This is a genomic window from Thauera sp. 2A1 (genome assembly GCF_009469595.2).
Classification (GTDB): domain Bacteria; phylum Pseudomonadota; class Gammaproteobacteria; order Burkholderiales; family Rhodocyclaceae; genus Thauera.
Genome location: NZ_SSXV01000016.1, coordinates 29,121 through 49,961 on the forward strand (window position 1 = coordinate 29,121; position 20,841 = coordinate 49,961).

The 20,841-nt window shown below is 68.8% G+C and carries 16 protein-coding genes; 6 read left to right on the top strand and 10 right to left on the bottom strand.

Going from position 1 to position 20,841, the window contains the following annotated elements; all coding sequences use genetic code 11:
* Positions 1 to 990, bottom strand: coding sequence for an OB-fold domain-containing protein (locus GH664_RS14685; RefSeq protein ID WP_153168832.1), 990 nt, complete (start codon positions 988 to 990; stop codon positions 1 to 3).
* Between the two features lie 312 nt (positions 991 to 1,302).
* Between GH664_RS14685 and GH664_RS14690 the strand changes: the two genes are divergently transcribed.
* Positions 1,303 to 2,883, top strand: coding sequence for an MFS transporter (locus GH664_RS14690; protein WP_153168833.1), 1,581 nt, complete (start codon positions 1,303 to 1,305; stop codon positions 2,881 to 2,883).
* 12 nt (positions 2,884 to 2,895) lie between these two features.
* On the opposite strand, the gene GH664_RS14695 is transcribed toward GH664_RS14690, so the two are convergent.
* Positions 2,896 to 4,338 carry an MFS transporter gene (locus tag GH664_RS14695; RefSeq protein WP_228111537.1) on the bottom strand — a complete coding sequence of 481 codons (1,443 nt, stop codon included), beginning with the start codon at positions 4,336 to 4,338 and terminating at the stop codon, positions 2,896 to 2,898.
* Between the two features lie 288 nt (positions 4,339 to 4,626).
* Between GH664_RS14695 and GH664_RS14700 the strand changes: the two genes are divergently transcribed.
* The gene (locus tag GH664_RS14700; RefSeq protein WP_153168834.1) at positions 4,627 to 5,523 is read left to right on the top strand and encodes a LysR family transcriptional regulator; all 897 of its coding nucleotides are present in this window, start codon (positions 4,627 to 4,629) and stop codon (positions 5,521 to 5,523) included.
* A 384-nt stretch (positions 5,524 to 5,907) separates the two neighbouring features.
* Here GH664_RS14700 and GH664_RS14705 read toward each other — a convergent pair whose 3' ends face one another.
* Positions 5,908 to 6,696: a helix-turn-helix transcriptional regulator gene (locus GH664_RS14705; protein WP_153168835.1), complete on the bottom strand. Its 789-nt coding sequence runs from the start codon at positions 6,694 to 6,696 to the stop codon at positions 5,908 to 5,910.
* Between the two features lie 166 nt (positions 6,697 to 6,862).
* On the opposite strand from GH664_RS14705, the gene GH664_RS14710 reads away from it, so the two are divergent.
* Positions 6,863 to 7,858 carry a bile acid:sodium symporter family protein gene (locus GH664_RS14710; protein WP_153168836.1) on the top strand — a complete coding sequence of 332 codons (996 nt, stop codon included), beginning with the start codon at positions 6,863 to 6,865 and terminating at the stop codon, positions 7,856 to 7,858.
* A 47-nt stretch (positions 7,859 to 7,905) separates the two neighbouring features.
* Here GH664_RS14710 and GH664_RS14715 read toward each other — a convergent pair whose 3' ends face one another.
* On the bottom strand, positions 7,906 to 8,709 hold the full coding sequence (locus GH664_RS14715; protein ID WP_153168837.1) for an SDR family oxidoreductase: 804 nt from the start codon (positions 8,707 to 8,709) through the stop codon (positions 7,906 to 7,908).
* 173 nt (positions 8,710 to 8,882) lie between these two features.
* Between GH664_RS14715 and GH664_RS14720 the strand changes: the two genes are divergently transcribed.
* Together GH664_RS14720 and GH664_RS14725 are read left to right on the top strand one after the other, a co-directional pair.
* Entirely contained in the window at positions 8,883 to 9,686 is an 804-nt protein-coding gene (locus GH664_RS14720; protein WP_153168838.1) for an enoyl-CoA hydratase, read from the top strand.
* Between the two features lie 109 nt (positions 9,687 to 9,795).
* Complete coding sequence (locus tag GH664_RS14725) at positions 9,796 to 10,599, top strand: SDR family NAD(P)-dependent oxidoreductase (RefSeq protein ID WP_153168839.1); 804 nt, start codon at positions 9,796 to 9,798, stop codon at positions 10,597 to 10,599.
* Positions 10,600 to 10,620: 21 nt separating this feature from the next.
* Here the strand turns inward: GH664_RS14725 and GH664_RS14730 are convergent, their stop codons facing one another.
* From GH664_RS14730 to GH664_RS14750, 5 genes are read right to left on the bottom strand one after another with little or no spacing between them, the layout of a single operon-like run.
* The gene (locus tag GH664_RS14730; RefSeq protein ID WP_153168840.1) at positions 10,621 to 12,030 is read right to left on the bottom strand and encodes an MATE family efflux transporter; all 1,410 of its coding nucleotides are present in this window, start codon (positions 12,028 to 12,030) and stop codon (positions 10,621 to 10,623) included.
* Between the two features lie 31 nt (positions 12,031 to 12,061).
* On the bottom strand, positions 12,062 to 13,288 hold the full coding sequence (locus GH664_RS14735; protein WP_153168895.1) for an NADH:flavin oxidoreductase: 1,227 nt from the start codon (positions 13,286 to 13,288) through the stop codon (positions 12,062 to 12,064).
* Between the two features lie 46 nt (positions 13,289 to 13,334).
* Positions 13,335 to 14,924: a FadD3 family acyl-CoA ligase gene (locus GH664_RS14740; RefSeq protein WP_153168841.1), complete on the bottom strand. Its 1,590-nt coding sequence runs from the start codon at positions 14,922 to 14,924 to the stop codon at positions 13,335 to 13,337.
* A gap of 21 nt (positions 14,925 to 14,945) precedes the next feature.
* Complete coding sequence (locus GH664_RS14745) at positions 14,946 to 15,704, bottom strand: SDR family oxidoreductase (RefSeq protein ID WP_153168842.1); 759 nt, start codon at positions 15,702 to 15,704, stop codon at positions 14,946 to 14,948.
* A 21-nt stretch (positions 15,705 to 15,725) separates the two neighbouring features.
* Positions 15,726 to 17,447, bottom strand: coding sequence for an FAD-binding protein (locus GH664_RS14750; protein WP_153168843.1), 1,722 nt, complete (start codon positions 17,445 to 17,447; stop codon positions 15,726 to 15,728).
* Between the two features lie 195 nt (positions 17,448 to 17,642).
* On the opposite strand from GH664_RS14750, the gene GH664_RS14755 reads away from it, so the two are divergent.
* Positions 17,643 to 19,124 (top strand): FAD-dependent oxidoreductase, encoded by a 1,482-nt coding sequence (locus tag GH664_RS14755; protein WP_153168844.1) that lies wholly within the window; start codon positions 17,643 to 17,645, stop codon positions 19,122 to 19,124.
* A 76-nt stretch (positions 19,125 to 19,200) separates the two neighbouring features.
* Here GH664_RS14755 and GH664_RS14760 read toward each other — a convergent pair whose 3' ends face one another.
* Entirely contained in the window at positions 19,201 to 20,637 is a 1,437-nt protein-coding gene (locus tag GH664_RS14760) for a coniferyl aldehyde dehydrogenase (RefSeq protein WP_153168845.1), read from the bottom strand.
* Positions 20,638 to 20,841: the final 204 nt, after the last annotated feature.

The window sequence follows — 20,841 nt, forward strand, 5'->3', positions numbered from 1 at the left end:
TCAGGCCGCGATCGGGCGGAACATCGGCAGGGTCAGTTCGCCGTCGTCGAAGGACTGGAACTCGACCTGCACGCGCGCGCCGATCTGGATCTCGTCGCGCTTGACGCCGACCAGGCCGGCAACGAGCCGCACGCCCTCGTCGAGTTCGATGAGGCCGATCGGATTCGGGTGCTCGAAGGGCGGCACCTCGGGGTAGTGCATCACCACGAACGAATAGATGCTGCCCTTGCCGGACGCCTCGACGGTGTCCCAGTCGAAGGAGTGGCACTTGATGCACACCGGCGCCGGCGGATGGCGCAGCGTGCTGCAGCAGGTGCAGCGCTGGATCAGCAGCTTGCCGGCATCGACGCCTTCCCAGAAGAAGCGGGTGTCGTCGCTGACGCCGGGCTTCGGACGCTTGAACTTGGGCACCGCGGCTGCCGCACCCTTCTCCACCGGCTTGGGCACGTTGGCGGGGCGGAACTTGAAGACGCGGAACAGCAACTGGCCGACCCGCTCGTCACCCCCCGCGTCACCCGCGGGCTTCTGCGAGAAGAAGCTCATGATCAGGGTGACGAAGTAGCCGGTGCCGAGCGCCGTGGTCTTCTCCTCGCCCACTGCATCGAGGCGCGTCGTGTAGTAGAGCTTCTCGCCCAGCCTCACGTAGCGCTCGAAGCTCAGATCGGAGTTCACCGCCACCACCGAGGGGAAGCCGCGCGCCTCGAGGGTCTTCAGCACCTCGTAGGGGTTCTCGTCGGTCGAACCCGGCGCGTAGTTGTTCATGTGCAGGCCTTCGAGACACCAGGCCTGCAGCATCGCCGGCGGCGCCACGATGCCGCCGAATTCGGTGGTCGCGGCATAGTCGGCGTCGAGGTAGAGCGGGTTGTCCACGCCCATCACCTCGCACCACTGCCGGATCATCGGCGCGTTCACCTCGTCCCAGGCGTAGACGCGACCGTACTCGCGACCCACCTTGGCACGCACTTCGGACATCCATTCCTGTTCAGCCAAGTTCGTCTCCTGCAGTTGTGTGAGGCGCCGAGCCGTTGCCGCCGCGCCTGCTGGACCCTGCTGCGAGCGGAACGGTCACCCTTGGGATTGATCGTCCTTTCGCAGCGCTTGAAGCGAGTCTAAGAGCAGGACCGTCTGCGGCACTTCGTCTGAACGGACGATGGACAAGGCGGCCGAGACCCGACATTCGGCGCCGTTTTCCGAGTTCGCTTTAGTCCCATCGGACGATGTGCCCTCACCCCTCGGGCAGGACCATCCGGCCGACACAAAAAGGCGGCGCGCATCCGCGTGCGCTGCAGACGGAGACAGCAAATGGACTCACGTACCGACGCGCGCTCAGCCTGGGCGGTGTATGCCGCGCTGCTGTTCGGCACCTTCATCACCATCGAGGCTGCCGCCTTCCAGGCCCCTGCCCTGCCGAGCGTGACGCGCCATTTCGGCATCCCGGTCAACATGGCGGCGCTGGTGCTGATCCTGTACTCGCTGGCGCTGACGGTATTCGCCCCCATCATGGGCCGGCTGGGCGACCAGCACGGGCGCAAGAAGGTGATCACCATCGGCATGCTGGTGTTCGCGGCCTCCGAGTTCGCCGCCGCCTGGGCGCCCAACTTCGCCTTCTTCCTCGGCGCGCGCTTCGTGCAAGGCCTGGGCGCGGCCTGCATCCTGCCCGGCGTGTTCGCCTACGCGGCCCACCTGTTCCCGGACAACAAGCGCGGCATGGCGCTGGGCATCCTCGCCTTCACCATGACCTTCGGCGCGGCCTCGGGCGGGCTGCTCGGCGGCCTGCTCATCGACCGCCTGGGCTGGCCCAGCGTGTACTGGATCAGCGGCGCGCTGACCCTGATCGGCCTGATTCCGGTGCGTCTGCTCGTGCCCGAGATCGCCCCCGCCAAGCAGCAGGGCGCCTTCGACTCCACCGGCGCGATGCTGCTGTTCGCGGTCATCGCTGCCCTGCTCTCGCTGCCCACCTGGGCGACCAACTTCGGCAAGGAATCGCCGATCACCTGGGCGATCGTGATCGTGGGCGTCAGCGCGCTGGCCATGCTGTGGCGGCACAGCAAGCGCACGCCGAACCCGGTGATCGATCTCGGCATCCTGGCGCGCGGCGCCTTCGCCACGCCTTCGGCGATCTACTGGCTGCACATGATCTTTTCCAGCGGCATCGTCTATTCGCTGGCCTTCTTCATCAACAACCGACCGGGCGGCACGGCGGCGCAGTTCGGCTTCGTGACCCTCTTCCTCTACGGCAGCGGACTCATCAGCTCGCCGATCGCCGGCAAGCTGGTCGACCGCGTCGAACCGCGCGTGCTGGTCATCGTCGCCATGCTCGCCAGCCTGGGCGGCACCCTGCTCTTCCTCAATATCGACGTCGCCACGCCGCTGTGGATGGTGATCGTGGTGGCCTGCATCATGGGCCTGTCGATCGGCTGCAACACGCCGGCGATCATGAAGCTGGCGCTGGGCGCGGTGCCGGCCAGGAGCATGGGCGCGGGCAGCGGCCTGTTCAGCATGTTCCGCGACCTCGGCAGCCCCACCGGCTCGTCGCTGTCGCTGGCGGTGTTCGGCGCCAGCCTGGCCTACGCCACCCAGGCCGCGATCAGCCGCCAGACCGCCGCGCTCGGCCTCGACGCGGCAAGCCTGGAGGCGCTGGCGCGCGCCGCCGGCAGCCGCGCGCGCGAAGTGCCGGCCGACGTCGCCGCCCGACTGAGGGAACATGGCCTGTCGGCCGACGCCGTGCTCACCGACGCGAACGTCGCCGGCCTGAACGCCGCTCTAAGCAACGTGGGCTACATGCTGCTCGGCCTCATCGTGCTGGCACTAGTGCTGAGCCTGCGGCTCGCGCGCACGCGCGCTCGAACGGTGGCAGGTGAAGTGCGGGCACCTGCGGGTTAAGGCGGTCGCCGATCACTCGGCGCGCAGGGGCTCTGTGCGCCGAGTTCCGACGGTGTAGCGCACGGCAATCAGCAGCGCGCTCAACACGAAGCCACCGGAGACGGCGAAGGCTGCCGCGAGGCCGGAGGTGGCCGCTTGCGGAGCGAGCGAAGTGAAGTCGGAGGCGCCCGCGCCCAAGGCGAAGACCGCGCCCATGAAGGACGCGCCGGTGATCAGCCCGAGGTTGCGCGACAGGTTGAGCAGGCCGGAGACGAGGCCGCGCTGGTCGGCGCTGCTGCGGGTCATCACCGCGGTGTTGTTCGCCGCCTGGAACAGCGCATAGCCGGAGGTGATGACGGCCAGCGCACCGACATAACCGGGCAGCCCTACGTTAGCGGACAGCACGGGCAGCGCAAGAGCGCCCAGTGCCATCGCCCCCAGGCCGGCGATGGTCATCCGTTGTGCGCCCAAGAGATCCACCAGCCGCCCGGCGGGCATGCCCGAGAGCGCCGCCACCAGCGGCCCGACCGACATCACCAGGCCCACCCGCGCCGCATCCAGGGCGAAGGCGCTGGCGAGGTAGAACGGACCCACGACCAGCGTCGCCATGACCACGGCGGTGACCAGCGCGCTCATCGCGAACCCGGCGCCAAGCGCGCCCTGGCGGAACAGCCCCGGCCGCACGAGCGGCGCCTGCGCCCGCGCTTCGACCCGCAGGAACAGCGCGCCGCCGACGATGGTCGCGAGCAGCAGCGCGCCATTGACGACCCCGAAACGCCCCTTGCCGAGTGTCATTGCCAGCGCATAGGCTGCGAGCGTCATGGCCAGGACGACCACGCCAGCCTTGTCGAACGGCGGCCGCGCGGCGGCGGCGGAGCGGGCATCGGCCGGCAGGGCGCGCAGCGCCAGGACCAGCGTCGCCACGCCGAGCGGGAGCTTGATCAGGAAGATCGCCTGCCAGCCACCGACGGCGATGAGCACGCCGCCCAGGGTCGGCCCCAGCGCCGTGCCCACCGCGGACATGGTGCCCAGCAGGCCCATGGCGCGGCCGGTGCGCTCCTTGGGTATGGCCTCGCCCACCAGCGCCATGGTGAGCGCCATCATGATGGCCGCCCCCATGCCCTGGAGCGCGCGCGCGGCGATCAGCCACCCCAGGCCGGGTGCTGCGCTGCACAGCACGGAGGCCGCGGTGAACACGGCGATGCCGACGAGCAGCAGTCGGCGCCGGCCGATGACATCGCCCAGGCGCCCGACGCCGACGATCGTGCTGGTGATGGCGAGCAGGTAGGCCAGCACCACCCACTGCACCGCCTGGAAGGATGCATCGAAGGACTTCGCCAGCGTCGGCAGCGCCACGTTGGCGATGCTGGTGCCGAGCGAGGACAGCAACATGGACAGCGACAGACTGGCCAGCGCCCAGCGCGCGGCGGCCTTCTGCGGCGCCTTCGCGCCAAGCGGATGATCAAGGTTGCTCATGACAAGTTCCTGCCGCGTACGGGGGACTAGATGGGGACTCGATGGCGGCTCGGGAGCCGTCGGCGCCGGCGTTACGCACTACGGTGTGCGCCTTGCCGACGGGCGCGACGCACCCGCCGACATCCTCTCGATCTGCCCGACCGGGCACGCCTTTCCAATCCATTTTTCGGCTCCTCGAACACGATGTCCTGATGGTAGAAAGGCGGCCAGCAAGGCGGAAGACGCACGGTTTGCAGTAAATCAGTGCATGAAACGCCATGTATGCGGATGCCGTGCTATCGTGCGCGCATGTCAAGGCCCGATTTCAACCTGCTCCTCACGCTGGACGTGCTGCTGGACGAAGGCAACGTGGCACGCGCAGCCGAGCGCCTGCGGCTCAGCCCCTCGGCCATGAGCCGCGCGCTGGCGCGCCTGCGCGAGACGACCGGCGATCCGCTGCTGGTCCGTGCGGGACGCGGGCTCGTGCCCACACCGCGTGCGCTGGAACTGCGGGAGAAGGTGAGCGAACTGGTGCAGGACGTGGAAGCTGCGCTGCGTCCGGCGGAAAAACCCGATCTGGCGACGCTGGAACGCAGCTTCACCCTGCGCACCAGCGAAGGCTTCGTCGAGAACTTCGGCCCGTCGCTGCTGGCCCGCGTGGCCGAGGCGGCGCCGAGCATCCGCCTCGGCTTCGTGCCCAAGCTCGACCGCGACAGCAGCGCACTGCGCGACGGCACGGTCGATCTGGAAACCGGCGTCCTCGGCAGCAGCATGGGCCCCGAGATTCGTGTGCAGGCGCTGTTCCGCGACCGCTTCATCGGCGTGGTGCGCGCCGCACACCCGCTCTGTCACACGGAGATCACCCCTTCCTCATTCGCCGCGGGGCGGCATATCGGCCTCTCGCGGCGCGGCATGCCGCACGGCCCCGTCGACGAGACGCTGGCTGTCCTGGGTCTGCAGCGCAACGTCGTCACCACCGTCGGCGGCTTTTCGACTGCCGTGGCGCTGGCGCGGGCCTCGGACTTGATCGCCAGCGTGCCCGAACGCCACACTGGGAACCTGCGCGACGGCATGTACTCGTTTGTCCTGCCCTTCCCCGCTCCAGAGATTACCGTATCGTTGTTCTGGCACCCGAGGCTGCACGGGGACCCGGTGCATCGCTGGCTTCGGGGGGTGATATTGGATGTCTGTGAGCCCCCTCGGTAACTGTGGCAGAACACGCAAGCATCAACCGCGAATGGCGCCAGATTGCCCCGGTACCGGTGACCTGGAAAGCAGAAGAGCCGCCGGCCGTTTGTGTCCGGTTACCTGAACGCCGGTCGCCTTTGGGCCTCGATCCAGTAATCTGGTGCGTCGTCCGGTTCAGATGAACGGCAGCCCGCCATCCGTCGGCTCCTGAAGAGCAGGGGCGGTCTGCTTCGGGTCGTTTCCTCCTATTGGAATCCGTATCCGCATAGCTGCCGTTGATCGCGGCCAGGGCCGGTCCATGACCTCTGGATCCGCCCGATCCGGCGCACATGCCGATCCGCCAACTTGTCACCACGATCGCATTGCATTCTTCCACTTCGCCGGCATCACACTTCACCGGCATCACTCATCCCCTCGCATCCCGGCGAACTCCCCCGGCGTCGCGCCGAAGTGCTCGCGGAAGCTGGCGATGAAGGCAGACACCGAGTCGTAGCCGCAGGCGATGGCGACGTCGGTGACGCGCTCGCCGGCCTCGAGCAGGGGCAAGGCGCTGATCAGGCGCAGGCGCTGACGCCAGAGCCGGAAGTTCAGGCCGGTGTGCTCGCGGAAAAGCCGCGCCAGCGTGCGTTCCGAACACCCCAGGCGCGCGCCCCAGGCCGCCAGCCCGTCCCGCGAATCGGGCTCGGCCTCGAGCGCCTCGCACACCCGGCGCAGGCGCGGCTCCTGCGGCAGCGGCAGCATCAGGCCGAGCGCGGGCGCGGTGGCCACCTGGTCCAGCAGCACGGCGGCGAGCCGGCCGCCCGGTCCGTGCTCGTCATACTCCGCGGGCAAGGCGCCGAAGGCGCGGATCAGCTCGCGCAGCAAGGGGCTCACCGCGAGCACGCGGCAGCCGCCTTGCGCGCCGGGCACGGCCGCGGGCTCGATGTACAGGCTGCGGATCTCGGTGTCGGCGAAGCAGCGCACCTGATGCGCGACGCCCACCGGGATCCACACCGCGCGCTGTGGCGGCGCGATGAAGCGCCCGCTGTCGGTGCGCACGTCGAGAACGCCCGCCACCGCATACGCGAACTGGACCCAGGGATGGGCGTGGCGATAGCCGAGCGCGCGATTGGCGACCGACTCCGCGTGACCGAAAACCGGGCGCGGCAGGGCGGCGAGCCCGACAAGATCGTCATACGCAGGGGGTGGCATGTCTGGTCGCCGATATTCAATGGTCGGTTGGCGTTAGCCGGAAGTATCGCCCTCCGTTAGGCTGACCCACAAGCGCGCAGGCTTTGCGGCCTGGCCGGCCTGCCCGTCACCCCTTCCCGCTCTTCACCGCCCTTCCCGCTCATTCCCCGCCCAATCCCGGATCGACATGAACCTCCTGCGCCTGCTCTTCGATCGCTTCACGATCATGCTCACCGCTGTCGTGGTGATCGCCACCGTCCTGCCCGCGCAGGGCGCGTTCGCCGTGCTCTTCGACTGGCTGACCCACGCGGGCATCGCGTTGCTGTTCTTCCTGCACGGCGCGCGGCTTTCGCGCCGCGCCATCATCGACGGCGCGATGCACTGGCGGCTGCACCTGCTGGTGTTCCTGTGCACCTTCGCCCTGTTCCCGCTGCTCGGCCTCGCGCTCGGGCCGGTGCTGCGTCCGCTGCTCGGCGAAGGGCTCTGGCTCGGCATGCTCTACCTGTGCCTGCTGCCCGGTACGGTGCAGTCGGCCATCGCCTTCACCTCGATCGCGCGCGGCAACATTCCGGCGGCGGTGTGCGCGGCATCGGCGTCGAGCCTGGTCGGCATCGTGCTCACGCCGCTGCTGGCGGGCCTGGTGCTGGGCAGCACCGGCGCCGGCGTGCCGCTCGGGGACGCCGTGGTGAAGATCGGCGTGCAGTTGCTGCTGCCCTTCGCCGCCGGCCATGCCCTGAGGCCGTGGATCGGCGACTGGGTGGCGCGCCGGCAGCGCTGGCTGCGCGTGGTCGACCAGGGGTCGATCCTGCTCGTGGTCTATACCGCCTTCGGTGCGGCGGTGCTCGACGGGCTGTGGCGCGTCGTTCCGGCCTCGGCACTGGCGCAGTTGGTGGTGTGCTGCGTGGTGCTGCTCGCGCTGGTGCTGCTCGCCACGACGTGGCTCGCCCGCGTGTGCGGCTTCGATGTCGAGGACGAGATCACGATCGTGTTCTGCGGCTCGAAGAAGAGCATGGCGACCGGCGTGCCGATGGCGCAGATCATCTTCAGCGGTGGCGCGGCGGGCCTGGCCATCCTGCCGCTGATGGTGTTCCACCAGATTCAGTTGATGGTGTGCGCGGTGATGGCGCGGCGATATGCCGAGCGCGGGCAGCCTGCCCTCGCCGGGCAGCGCGCCCCGCGCTGAGGACGACGGCGGCGCCGCGCGCCCGCGTCGGGCGCGGCGCCACCCGCTCAGTGCTGCTCGCCGGAATTGGCCGCCGCCAGGAAGGCCGGCCGCTCGCCGCCGCCGTGCAGCAGCAGGTTGGTGCCGGCGAAGTAGGCCGCCATCGGCGAGCCGGCGTACAGGCAGGCGTTGGCGATGTCGTCCGGCGTGGCCATGCGGCCGGCGGGGATGGTGGCGCCGACGGCGGCGATGCCGGCCTCGTCGCCATAGTGCAGGTGCGCCTGCTCGGTCTGCACCAGGCCCGGGCTGATCGCCAGCACGCGCACCTTGGGCGCCCACTCCACCGCCAGCGAGGACGCCAGCGACAGCACGCCGGCCTTGGCCGCGCCATAGGCGGCGGTGCCCGGCGAAGGCCGCGAGGCGGCGACGCTGCCCACGAAGATGATCACGCCGCCTTCGGCCTGCTGCTGCATCAGCGCATTGGCCTGCTGGGCGACGTTGAGCGGTGCGATCAGGTTGAGGCGGATGATGCCCTCGTGGAAGCGCGGCGAGGCCTTGTCGGCGAGCGCGAAGGGCGCCCCGCCGGCGTTGTTGACGAGCACGTCGAGGCGGCCGAAGCGCTCGCGGATGGCGGCGAACAGGGCCTGCAGCGACTCGATGTCACGCACGTCGGCAGGGATGAAGTCGGCCGTCCTGCCGCCGGCCTCGGGCAGCGCCTCGGGCGCGTTGCGCCCGCACACGACCACCGCTGCCCCCGCGGCCAGGAAGCCGCGCGCGATGCCCGCGCCGATGCCCTTGGTGCCGCCGGTCACGAGCACGACCTTGCCGCGGTAGTCGAGCGCCGCTGCGCCCGTCGAAGCCTGATTGTTCATGCACTTCTCCACGATGGTTGATGCCTGCGAGTCTAGGTGCGCCCCCCGCGCCATTCTTCGTCTGAACGGACGATGAGCGCCTTGCGTGGAGGACGGAACATCCGTCCCATCCCCTTCCCCGGTTGCCGCGCCCGCACGGGACGTCGCGCCCCGGGGGCGTTCCTGGAGGCTCCATGACCACAGACCCGACACCGTCGTCCGAAACCGCTTCGCCCCTGCTGCTCGAACGCCTCGACGGCGGCGTCGCGCTGCTGCGCCTGAACCGCCCGCAGGCCACCAACGCCCTGTCGCTCGAGCTGCAGGCCCTGCTGTCGCAGCGCTTCACCGAGCTGGCGGCGGACGACACGGTGCGCTGCATCGTGCTCACCGGCGGCGAGAAGGTGTTCGCGGCCGGCGGCGACATCACCAGCATGGCCGGCGTCGGCCCGATCGAGATCATCCAGCGCCACACCGAGCGCGTGTGGGGACCGATCCAGCACTGCCCCAAACCGGTGATCGCCGCGGTCTGCGGCTACGCCTACGGCGGCGGCTGCGAACTGGCGATGCTGGCCGACATCATCGTCGCCGGCGAGGGCGCGCGCTTCTGCCAGCCCGAGATCCGCATCGGCATCATGCCGGGCATCGGCGGCACCCAGCGCCTGGTGCGCGCGGTGGGCAAGGTCAAGGCGATGCGCATGGCCCTCACCGGCAAGCCGATCACCGCGCACGAGGCGTGGACCGCCGGCCTGGTGAGCGACCTGGTGGCCGACGACCAGGTGATTCCGACCGCGATCGAGCTGGCGCGCATGGTTGCCGCGATGCCGCCGCTCGCCGCCGAGCAGATCAAGGAATGCATCCTGCTGGGCATGGACGCCCCGCTCGAGACCGCGCTGGCGATGGAGCGCCGCGCCAACGCCCTGCTGTTCGCCTCGCGCGACCAGAAGGAAGGCATGCAGGCCTTCATCGAGAAGAGGCCGCCGAAGTTCGAGGGGCGCTGAAGCCCGTACGGCGCTCGCCGATGCCGCCCGGCACCGGCTGCGCCCGCCCGACTCCGCCTCCCCCACTCCGCCCACCCCCGTTTTCCACACCTGACAGGAACACCGCGCAATGTCCGACTCGCCCCTGACCCAAGCCTCCGCCGCCTCCAACACCGCCCCGAATGCAGGCCTCTTCCGCCTCGACGGCTGCGTCGCCATCGTCACCGGCGCCGGCCGCGGCATGGGCCGTGGCGTGGCCGAGACCCTGGCCCGCCAGGGCGCCACGGTTGCGATCAACGACTTCTTCCCCGAGCGCGCCGAGGCCGCCGCCGCCGAGCTGCGCGCCGCCGGGCTCAAGGCCCTGGCGGCGCCCGCCGACGTGACTGACCACGAGGCGGTGCAGAAGATGGTGGCCGCCGTGCGCGAGCAGGCCGGCATCGTGGACATCTACGTCTCCAACGCCGGCGTGCCCACCACCGGCATGGGCTATGGCAAGTTCATCGAATCGAAGCCCGAGGACTGGGAGCGCTTCGTCAAGCTCAACATGTACGGCCTGATGAATGGCTGCCACGCCGTGCTGCCCGGCATGATCGAGAAGAAGTGGGGCCGCATCGTGGCGATCACCTCCGAGTCCTGGCGCGCCGCGGTGCCGATGGGCATCGCCGCCTACGCCGCCTCGAAGGCGGGCGTGGTCGGTTTCGTGCGCCAGCTCGCCGCCGAGGTCGGGCGCAAGGGCGTGAATGTGAATGCGCTGTCGCTCGGCACGATGAACAACTGGGAAGGCTCCGAGGAGCTGGCGCGCAAGAACTGCATCATCCCGCGCGCTGGCTCGCCCGCCGACGTCGGCGCCGGCGTGGCCTACCTGGCCTCGCGCGAAGCCGAATGGGTCACCGGCCAGATCGTGCCGCTGAACGGCGGCGGCATCACCGCCTGAGGATCGAGGGCGCGTCGTCGCTCAGAGGCGCGTCGCCTTCCAGCGTCCGCGGCTGAACAGCCACAGCGTGAACAGGCCGACCCCGGTCTCCGAGATGAACACGCCCCAGAACACGCCCGAGTGCGCCCAGCCCAAGGGCAGCGCAAGCGCCCAGGCGAGCGGGATCTGGATCGCCCAGAAGAACACCAGGTTGATCCAGGTCGGCGTCATCGTGTCGCCGGCGCCGTTGAAGGCCTGCACCGACACCATCCACCAGCCGTAGACGAAGTAGGAATACGACAGGATGGCGAGCCATTCGCCGCCGATGGCGATGACCTGCGCGTCGTCGGTGAACAGGGCGACGAGTTCGTCGTGCAGGAAGAAGAACACCACCGACACGGCGAGCGTGAACACCATGTTCATCCAGCCGATGCGCCATACCGCGGCCTCGGCGCGCTCGGGCTGACCGGCGCCGAGGTTCTGCCCGACCAGCGTGGCGGCGGCGTTGGACATGCCCCAGGCCGGCATCAGGGTGAACATCATGATGCGGATCGTGATCGTCGCCCCGGCAACGGCCTCGGTCGATACGCTGGCGAGGATGCGCATCAGGAAGATCCAGGCGGTCATCGACACGATCATCTGGCCGATGCCGCCGAGCGAGGTACGCACGATCTGCCATAGCGTCGCGCCATGCCAGCGCAGGCTGGCGCGGCGGATGCGCAAGTGTTCGCTGCCGCGCACGAGAATCCACACCTGCATCAGCACGCCGGCACCGCGCCCGATGTTGGTCGCAATCCCCGCGCCCTCGATGCCGAGCGCCGGGATCGGTCCCAGGCCGAAGATCAGGATCGGGTCGAGCGCGATGTTGAGCGCATTGGCGACCCACAGCACGCGCATCGCCGCGGCCGCGTCCCCCGCGCCGCGAAAGATGGCGTTGATGACGAAGAGCAGCAGGATCACCGCATTGCCGCCGAGCATCCATTGCGTATAGCGGTAGCCGTGCTCGATGGCCCAGGCGTCCGCGCCCATCAGGCGCAGCAGCTCCTGCGCCCACACGATGCCGGCCAGCGCGAAGGGCAGCGAGACGAGCACCGCCAGAACGATGGCCTGCACCGCCGACAGCGCAGCCTCCTCGCCCCGATGCGCGCCGATGCGGCGGGCGACGATCGCGGTGACCGCCATCGCCAGGCCCATCGCGATCGAGTACAGCAGGAACAGATAGGTTTCGGTGAGCCCGACGGTGGCCACCGCAGACGACCCGAGCTTGGCGACGAAGAAGATGTCGACCACCGCGAAGGTCGACTCGAGCACCAGCTCGAGCATCATCGGCACGGCGAGCAGGAACACCGCGCGCTTGAGCGGAATGCGCGTGTAGTCGGCGTCGGTGCCGCGCAGCGCGGCGCGCAGGTCGGCCCACAGCGTGGAACGTGGAGAGAGGTCGGGCGTGCTCATCCGGCGAATTGTGCCGCGCCGGCGTCGCGCCTCAAACGCCTGCGCGCACCTGGTTGAGCGCGGGGTCATTCGGCGGGTTCAGCACGCACATGGTGCCCGCCGGGTGATAGATGTAGGGCACGCATCGGTTGCAGTTGATGCAGCCGGAAACCTTGAGCTTGCCGCTCTGGAACTTGTTGATGAGCTGCGAATCGTGGATCAGCGGCCGCGCCATCACCACCGCATCGAAGCCCTCGGCCATGGCCTGCTCGGCGTTGGCGAGCGAGCGCGCACCGCCGAGGTAGCCGAGCGGAATGTCGACCGCGGCGCGGATGCGGCGCGAGTACTCCAGGAAGTACATCTCGCGGAACTGGACCTTGGGGGTACCAAGCTGCGACAGCTTCATCATCAGCCCGGTCAGCCAGCTGCCCTTGAGCACCTTCTTCATCTCGTCCATGTCGAAGTTGCTGCCGAACATGAACCAGCCCGACTCGATGTTGCGCCCGCCCGACAGCACCAGCAGGTCGGCGCCGGCCTGCTGCAGCAGGCGCGCGGTGACGATGGCATCCTCGACCGTGGCCCCGCCCGGCACACCGTCCGCGACGTTGATCTTGGCCAGCACCGCCATCCGGTCGCCGACCTTCTCCTTGACCCGGCGCAGCACCTCGACCGGAAAACGGGCACGATTCTCCGCGCTGCCGCCGTACTCGTCCTTGCGCTTGTTGGAGAGCGGCGAGATGAACTGGTTGAGCAGGTAGCCGTGGCCCATGTGGATCTCGACCGCGTCGAAGCCGGCCTGGCGGCACAGCTCGGCAGCGTCGACGAACTGCTGGATGACCAGGTCCATGTCGGCGCGCGTCATTTCCCGCTGGAAAAGGTTGCCGCGCATCAGGCCGGCCTTGTTGAAGCCGCCCGAGGCGCTCATCGTCGGCCCGTCGACCTTCACCGAGGTGACGAAGGAGCCGCCGTGGGTGAGCTGGTAGGAGATCGCGCCGCCTTCGGCATGCACCGCGTCTGCGAGCGCGCGCAGGTCGGGCAGGATCTCCGGCCGCATCCACACCTGGTTGGGCAGGGTGCGCCCCACCTTGGCGACGGCCCCGTAGGCGACGGTCGTGAGGCCGACGCCGCCCGCAGCCATGTCGCGGTGATGCTTGACCAGCGCCTTGGTCGGCGCGCCGTCGAGCACCATGCCTTCGTTGGCCCCGGCGCGGATGAAGCGGTTGCGCAGGGTGACCGGTCCCAGCCGCAAGGGCGTGAAGACCGCACTGGATTCGTACATGGGCGTCTCGCTCCAGTTCTTCTGACTTTGCAGCGACGGGCGACCGTCACGCAGGAACACGGACCAGCGCGCGCAGTTCGTTCTTGGCGACCTTGTTCGACGCATTGACCGGCAGCGCATCGTAGAAGCGGACCAGGCGCGGCACCTTGTAGTTGGCCATGTTCTCGCGCGACCAGGCGATCAGGCCGGCTTCGTCCAGCGTGGCGCCCGGGCGCAGCACGACGCAGGCGCAGCCCACTTCACCCATGCGCTCGTCCGGCACGCCGATGACCGCCACCTGGGCGATTGCGGGGTGCGAGGTCAGCGCGGCCTCGATCTCGGCCGGATAGCAGTTGAAGCCGCCGACGATGAACATGTCCTTGAGCCGGTCGGTGATGCGCAGGTAGCCGCGCGCATCCAGCGTGCCGATGTCGCCGGTGTGCAGCCAGCCTTCCTCGTCGATGGTCTCGGCAGTGGCTTTCGCGTCCTCGAAATAGCCCTTCATGACATGGAAGCCGCGCAGGCAGATCTCGCCGGCCTCGCCCGCCTGCACGGGCTGGTTGTCGGCATCGAAGATGCGCACCTCGGTGCCGGGAATGGCGTGGCCACTGGTGAGCGCGACCGTCTCGGCGTCGTCGTCCGCAGCGCAGATCGTGGCCAGGCCGCCGCATTCGGTGAGGCCGTATGCGGTCAGCACCACCTTGAAGCCGAGTTCGCGCCGCATGCGCTCGATCAGCACCGGCGGAATGGTGGAGGCGCCGGTCACCGCCACGCGCAGGCTGGACAGATCGGTCTGCGCCAGCCGCGGATGCGCCAGCATCGACAGGTAGAGCGTCGGTGGTCCGGGCAGCACGCTGATGCGATCGGCCTCGATGCGGCGGAACACCGCCTCGGCGTCGAACACCGGATGCGGCAGCACCGTGGCGCCGGCGATCAGGCAGGTGACCCAGCCGGCCTTGTAGCCGAAAGCGTGGAAGAAGGGATTGACGATCAGGTAGCGGTCGCCGGGCTGGATGCCGGCGATCTTCACGTACTCGATGAAAGCCTGGATGATCTGCCGGTGCGCACTCATGACGCCCTTGGGGCGACCGGTGGTGCCGGAAGTGAACATCAGGTCGGATACGTCGTCCGGCCTTACCGCCTCAGCGCGTGCGCGCGCCTCCCATTCCGCCACGTCGGCGCCGGCCGCCAGGAAGGCGGCCCAGTCCAGATCGGCATGGTCGCCGCAGGCGCCGATGGCGACGATCTTTTCCAGCGTCGTCGGGCGACAGCCGGCGAGCATCGCCGGGTAGTCGACGTCGAGGAAGCGATCGACCACGAACAGCACCCGGCTGCGGCTGCGTTCGAGAATGTCGGCCGCCTCGCCTCCCTTCATGCGGGTGTTGATCGGCACCATCACGGCACCGGCGCACTGGATGCCCAGCGCGGCCAGGATCCACTCCGCGCGGTTGGGCGCCCAGATGGCGACGCGGTCGCCCGGTGCGATCCCGTGAGCAATCAGCCCGCGGCTGACGGCAAGCACCCGCGCAGGCAGATCGGCATAGTCGATGAGGGTGTCGCCATCCTCGATGAAAGCGCGCCCGGCGTGGCGCTGCGCGGCCTCGAGAACCAGTGCAGGGAGCGTGCGGGCGAGGGGCGGAACGAAGTGTACGGTCATTGGGTTTCCGGAACGACGGGATCAGATGCTCATGACGAACTGGCCGCTGTCGACGCGCAGCTCGATGCCATTGACTGCGCGCGAGCCATCCTCGGCCAGGAACAGGATCGCGGCGGCGACGTCCTCGGGCAGGCAGGCGCGGTTCATCGGGTCGGCGTCGATGGTGAAGCGCGCCGGGTCGACGCCCTTCGGGTACGAACCGGCCGTCATCGGCGTCATGACGCCGTCGGGATGGATGGAATTGCAGCGGATGCGGTACCTGGCCTTGCGGCAGTGCGCGGCCACCGCACGGGTGAGGCCGGCGATGGCGGCCTTCGAGGCGCCGTAGGCGGCGTAGTCGTCCTTGGCGGCGATGCCCGCGATCGAGGACATGTTGATGATCGAGCCGCCGCTCGTCCTCATCATCTCGACGCCGGCCTTGCAGCCGAGGAACACGCTGTCGGCATTGACCCGCATCAGGCGTTGCCAGTCATCGAGCGTGGCGTCCTCGATCGACCCCTTGAGCAGGATGCCGGCATTGTTCACCAGCACGTCGAGGCGGCCGAAACGCTCGCGCACCATGGCCATCACCGCATCCCAGTCGTCCGCCGAGGTCGCGTCGTGGCGCATGAACAGCGCCTTGCCCCCGAGCGCGGCCGCGAGCGCCTCGCCCGCGTCGACATTGAGGTCCGTGAGCACGACCCGGGCGCCCTCCTTCACGAACGATTCCACCGTCGCGCGGCCAACGCCGCTCGCGCCGCCGGTCACCAGCGCGACCTTGCCTTCCATCCGTCCTGCCATGTCCCGTCTCCAGAGTGCGTTTCAGCCGCGATCGTTTGCGTGCTGGGCGATGTGGTGGGCGGCGATGTAACCGAAGGTCATCGCCGGCCCGATGGTGGCGCCCGCGCCCGGATAACCGGTCCCCATCACCGAGGCCGAGGTGTTGCCGATGGCGTACAGCCCCTCGATGGGCGAGCCGTCGGGACGAACGACACGGGCGTGAACATCGGTCAGCAGGCCGCCCTTGGTGCCGATGTCTCCCGCATCCATACGAATCGCATAGAAGGGCCCCTTGGCGATGGGCGCCAGGCAGGGGTTGGGCTTGACATTGACGTCGCCGTAGTAGCGGTCGAACACGTTGCCGCCGCGACCGAAATCCTCGTCCTTGCCGCTGCGCGCGTACTCGTTCACCTTCGTCACGGTCTGGGCAAGGCCTGCCGGTTCGACGCCGATCTGGCGGGCCAGATCGTCGAGCGTGTCCGCCTTCCAGTACATGGCTCCCAGCCACTCCTTGCGCAGGCGGCCATCGGGCATGATCTGGCCCGGCATCAGCGGCCCCATGGCGTAGTTGAAGCGGAAATGGGCGTCGAAGATGCACCAGGCGGGCACGTTGTGGCCGCCGGTGGCTTCCCGGTCCTTGTACATTGCCGCGCCGAACTCGAGATAGCCCTGCGCCTCGTTGCAGAAACGCCGTCCCAGGCTGTTGACCACGATCGCCCCAGGAAAGGCGCGCTCGGCGAACACGCCGCGCGGCTTGTCCTCCCCCGGCACCGGAATCGTCGGTGCCCACCACGCCCACTCGAGCAGGTCGGTCGCCGCGCCGGCCGCCATGCCGGCCTCCAGCGGTGCGCCGGTGTTGTTGCCGGGAGGCGTCGCGCTCCACGCCGTCTTCGTCGGTTGCGGCAGGTATTTCTCGCGCAGCGCCTGGTTCTGCTCGAAACCGCCGGCCCCCAGGATCACGCCGCGCCGCGCGCTCAGTGTCATCGGGCGGCCGTCGCGCACGACCTTGATGCCGGTCACGCGGCCGTTCTCGAGCACCAGATCGCGGAAATCCGTCTTCAGCCACAGCGGCACCTTGCGATCCAGCAGCGAGGCGCGCAGTGCGCACACCAGCGAGCTGCCCAGCCCGGCGCGGCGGTCGTGCCGCGTCTTGCGGCGCCACTTGAAATCGAGCTTGTAGCGCAGCATCAACCCCAGGATCTTGAAGCGCCAGCCGGTTTCACGCGCCATGGCGACGTGGGCGTCGCGCGCCGTCCAGGCGATGCGCCCCATCAGCAGCGTCGACGCCGACGGGCGGCGCAGGCTGTCCAGTTCATCGCCGAGCACGCTGGTGTCGAACAGCTCGGGGTCGAGCGAGCGCCCCCCGGGCAATGCTCCGGGCAGGTGCTGGTAGTAGTCGGGGTACTTCTCGGCCACCGCGTAGCGCACCCGGGACTTCTCCTCCAGGTACTTGATCATTTTCGGCGCGTGGTCGAGGTAGGCGCGCACCTTGGCTTCATCCGCCCGGCCACCGGACGCACTCAGGATGTACTGCAGCGCCTTGTCGTAGCCGTCCTTGCCGCCCTTCGCGACGAAGTAATGATTGCAGGGAATCCAGATGCCGCCGCCGGAAATCGCCGTCGTGCCACCGAACTTGTCGCTCTTCTCGACGACGAGCACCGAGAGCCCCTGGTCGGCGGCAATGACAGCCGACGTCATCGCACCTCCACCCGAGCCGACGACGATGACGTCCCATTCCGTCTGAGTCTGGTTCTGCAAGCTCACGACCCACCCCTGATTGCTGTTTCGATACACGGGATATTCGCTTCAGCAATCCGCCTCTTCATCGTCAATGCGGACTAGAGACGCCCTGCGGCGCAGCCGCGCCCGCAGCCGGCGGGCGACATCGTTCAATCGAAGGATGTGCGGGATGCCGGCGGTGACCAACATCGCGCAGAACTGCAACCAACGGAGCCAGGCATGACGCAGACACAGAACAAGACACCCTCCCCCGGCCGCCCCTGCCGGCTTGCGGACGTGCCACGATGGGACATCGACACCGATGTGGTGGTGATCGGTCTTGGCGCGGCCGGAAGCTGCGCCGCGATCGAAGCGCGTGCGGCCGGCGCCGCCGCGCATGTGTTCGAGGTTGCCGCAGCACCCGGCGGCAGCGCATCGTGGTCGGGCGGCGAAGTCTATGTCGGCGGCAGCGGCGGCACCCGCGTGCAGCGGGCACATGGCTTCGAGGACAGCACCGAGGACCTCTACACCTACCTGATGATGGCCGGTGGCCCCGGCGCGGACGCCGAGCGCGTGCGCATCTATGCCGAGGGCGCAGCCGGTCATTTCGACTGGCTGGAAGCGCAGGGCGTACCGTTCAAGGGCACCTACCTGCCGGGCAAGTGGATCGAGCCCACCACCGACGACACCCTGCTGTGGTCGGGCAGCGAGGCGGCATGGCCATTCAGCGCCAGGGCGAAACCCGCGCCGCGCGGCCACACCGCCCAGTTCAAGGGCTGGGGCGGCGGCAAGATCCTGATGGAGAAGCTGTGCGCGCGCGCCGAAGCGGTCGGCGCCGTCGTGCATTGCAACAGTCGGGCCCTGAGCCTCATCGTCGATGATGATCGCAACGTGGTCGGCGTCGTCGTGCGTATCGAGGGCAAGGAACAGCATGTCCGCGCACGCAAGGGCGTGATCCTGTGCGCCGGCGGTTTCATCGTCAATCGCGAGATGGTCGCACGCTTCGCTCCGGCCGCGCTGGCCTGCAGCGAGGTGGTGTCGGGCGGCAACGACGACGGCTCGGGCATCCGCATGGGCATGAGCGTCGGCGGCGCCACCATCCACATGGACCAGTTCTTCGCCACCATTCCCTTCTTCCCGCCCGCGTCGCTGGTCAAGGGCATCTTCGTCAATGCACGCGGCGAGCGCTTCATCAACGAGGATGCCTACCACGGCCGCGTCGGCCACTACGTGCTGCGCCAGCCCGAGGGCAAGGCCTGGCTGCTGGTGGACAACGAGATCTTCGGCCGGCCGGTGATCGAACCCGACATCCGGGTGGCGGCGGTGGGCGAAACCTGGGAGGAAGTCGAACAGGAACTGGCCCTGCCGGCGGGCACCCTGGTGCACACGGTGGCGGAATTCAACCGCAACGCTGCGGCCGGACAGGACCCGCTGTTCCACAAGGCCGCGGACTGGTTGCGCCCGCTCACCGAGCCGCCATTCGCAGCGCTGAGCTATTGCGCCGGCGACATGAAGGCCCACGCCTTCACCATGGGCGGCCTGCACACCCGGCCCGGCGGCGAGGTGCTCGACGCCGATGGCGCACCGATCAACGGCCTGTACGCCGCCGGTCGCTGCGCCTGTGGCCTGCCGCGCTGGGGCGAAGGCTACAGCTCGGGCATGTCGCTGGGCGACTCGACTTTCTTCGGCCGCCAGGCCGGTCGCGCCGCCGCCGCGCGCTGACGCGCCGCCCACGCGGAAGAAAGCCGCGCCGACCGAACGGCCGACGCGGCTTTCTTCAGACCTTCCCAGGCGAACGTCAGGGCGTGACCTGCGCCTCCATCATCGCCAGGAACTGCTCCGAGTAGGGCGGCAGCAGGCCCCATTCGCGCCGCGGATCATAGGCCGGCGCCTTGAACACGGTACGTGCATGGCTGAACTCGAGGAAACCCTCTCGGCCATGGTAATGGCCCATGCCGGACGCCCCCACGCCACCAAACGGAGCATCCTCCATCGCCGCATGGAACATCGCCTCGTTGATGCAGACGCCGCCCGACAGGGTGTGCTCGAGCACGCGCTGCTGCTCGCCGGCGTCCTCGCCGAAGTAGTAGAGCGCCAGCGGACGTGGGCGGCTGTTGATGTCGGTGATCACTTCGTCGATCTGGTCGTAGGGCTTGACCACTACCGCCGGACCGAAGATCTCCTCGTGCATGATCTTCGCGGTGGACGGCGGATCGATGACGATGGAGAGCGGTCGGCGGCGTTCGGCCGTGTCGGTCGCCACCGGCGCCGGCGCGCATTCGACGCGGGCGCCAGCCTGTGTGGCGTCACTGACATACGACTCGACGCGCGCGAGATGGCGCGGATTGACCACCGCCACCATGTCCGGGTTGCCCGGCACGCTCGGGAACAACTCGCCGAAGGTGCGCTTGAGCGCCGCCACGAAATCCTCGAGCTGCTCGCGTGCCACATAGACGATGTCCGGATTCACGCACAACTGGCCGGCATTGCTGGCCTTGGCGACGCCGATGCGGAAGGCCGCTGTCGCGAGGTCGGCGCTACGGGCAACGATGGTGGGCGACTTCCCGCCCAGTTCCAGCGTCACCGGCACCAGGTTATCCGCCGCGTTGCGCATGACCGCCTTGCCGACCTGAGTACTTCCGGTGAACACGATGTGGTCGAACGGCTGGGAAGTGAACGCCTCGCCCATGTCGGGGCCACCGGTGACCACGCCCACCTCGAGCGGATCGAACATGTCGACCACCGCCTCGGCCACCACCTGGGCCGTGCGCGGGACCACTTCGGACGGTTTGAGGATGGCGCGATTGCCCGCTGCGAGCGCACTGGCCAGCGGGCTGAACAGGGTGAACAGCGGCGCATTCCAGGTGCCGATGATGCCGACCGAGCCCTTGGGCTGGTACATCACCCACGCCTGTGCGCCGAACTGGTCGTAGGGCGGGAACGGCGCACGCGGCTCGTTTGCCATCCAGGGTTCGAAATGGTCGCGGGCGTACTTGAGCGAGGTGAGCGAGCCGATGACGTCGTTCATCAGCGAGTAGCCTCGCGGGCGTCCGCCGAAGTCGGCGTCCATCGCCTCGACCAGCGGCTTGTGGTATTTCACCAGCAGGTCCACCGCCGTCTGGATGCGCCGGCGGCGATCGGCCATGCCGACCGCGCCGGCACGATCGAACGCCTGCTTCTGTTGCTCGAGCAGGCCGGCAAGGCCTGCCACTGTGCTGATGATCTGTTTCGTCACGACAATCGCTCCGGTCAGGAAAATGGTAGAGGTGCGCGTCGGCGCCTCGGGCGCAACTTAACCCGTGCCCGCCGAAACCGCTTAGTCCGATCGGACGATCGCCGGCCGCACGCCACACATCCGGCGCGCCCGCAGCGGTAGTCCGTTGGGACGATGCTCAGGCCGGGAGCGACTCCCATACTCGATCCGAATTTCCCCGCTCCT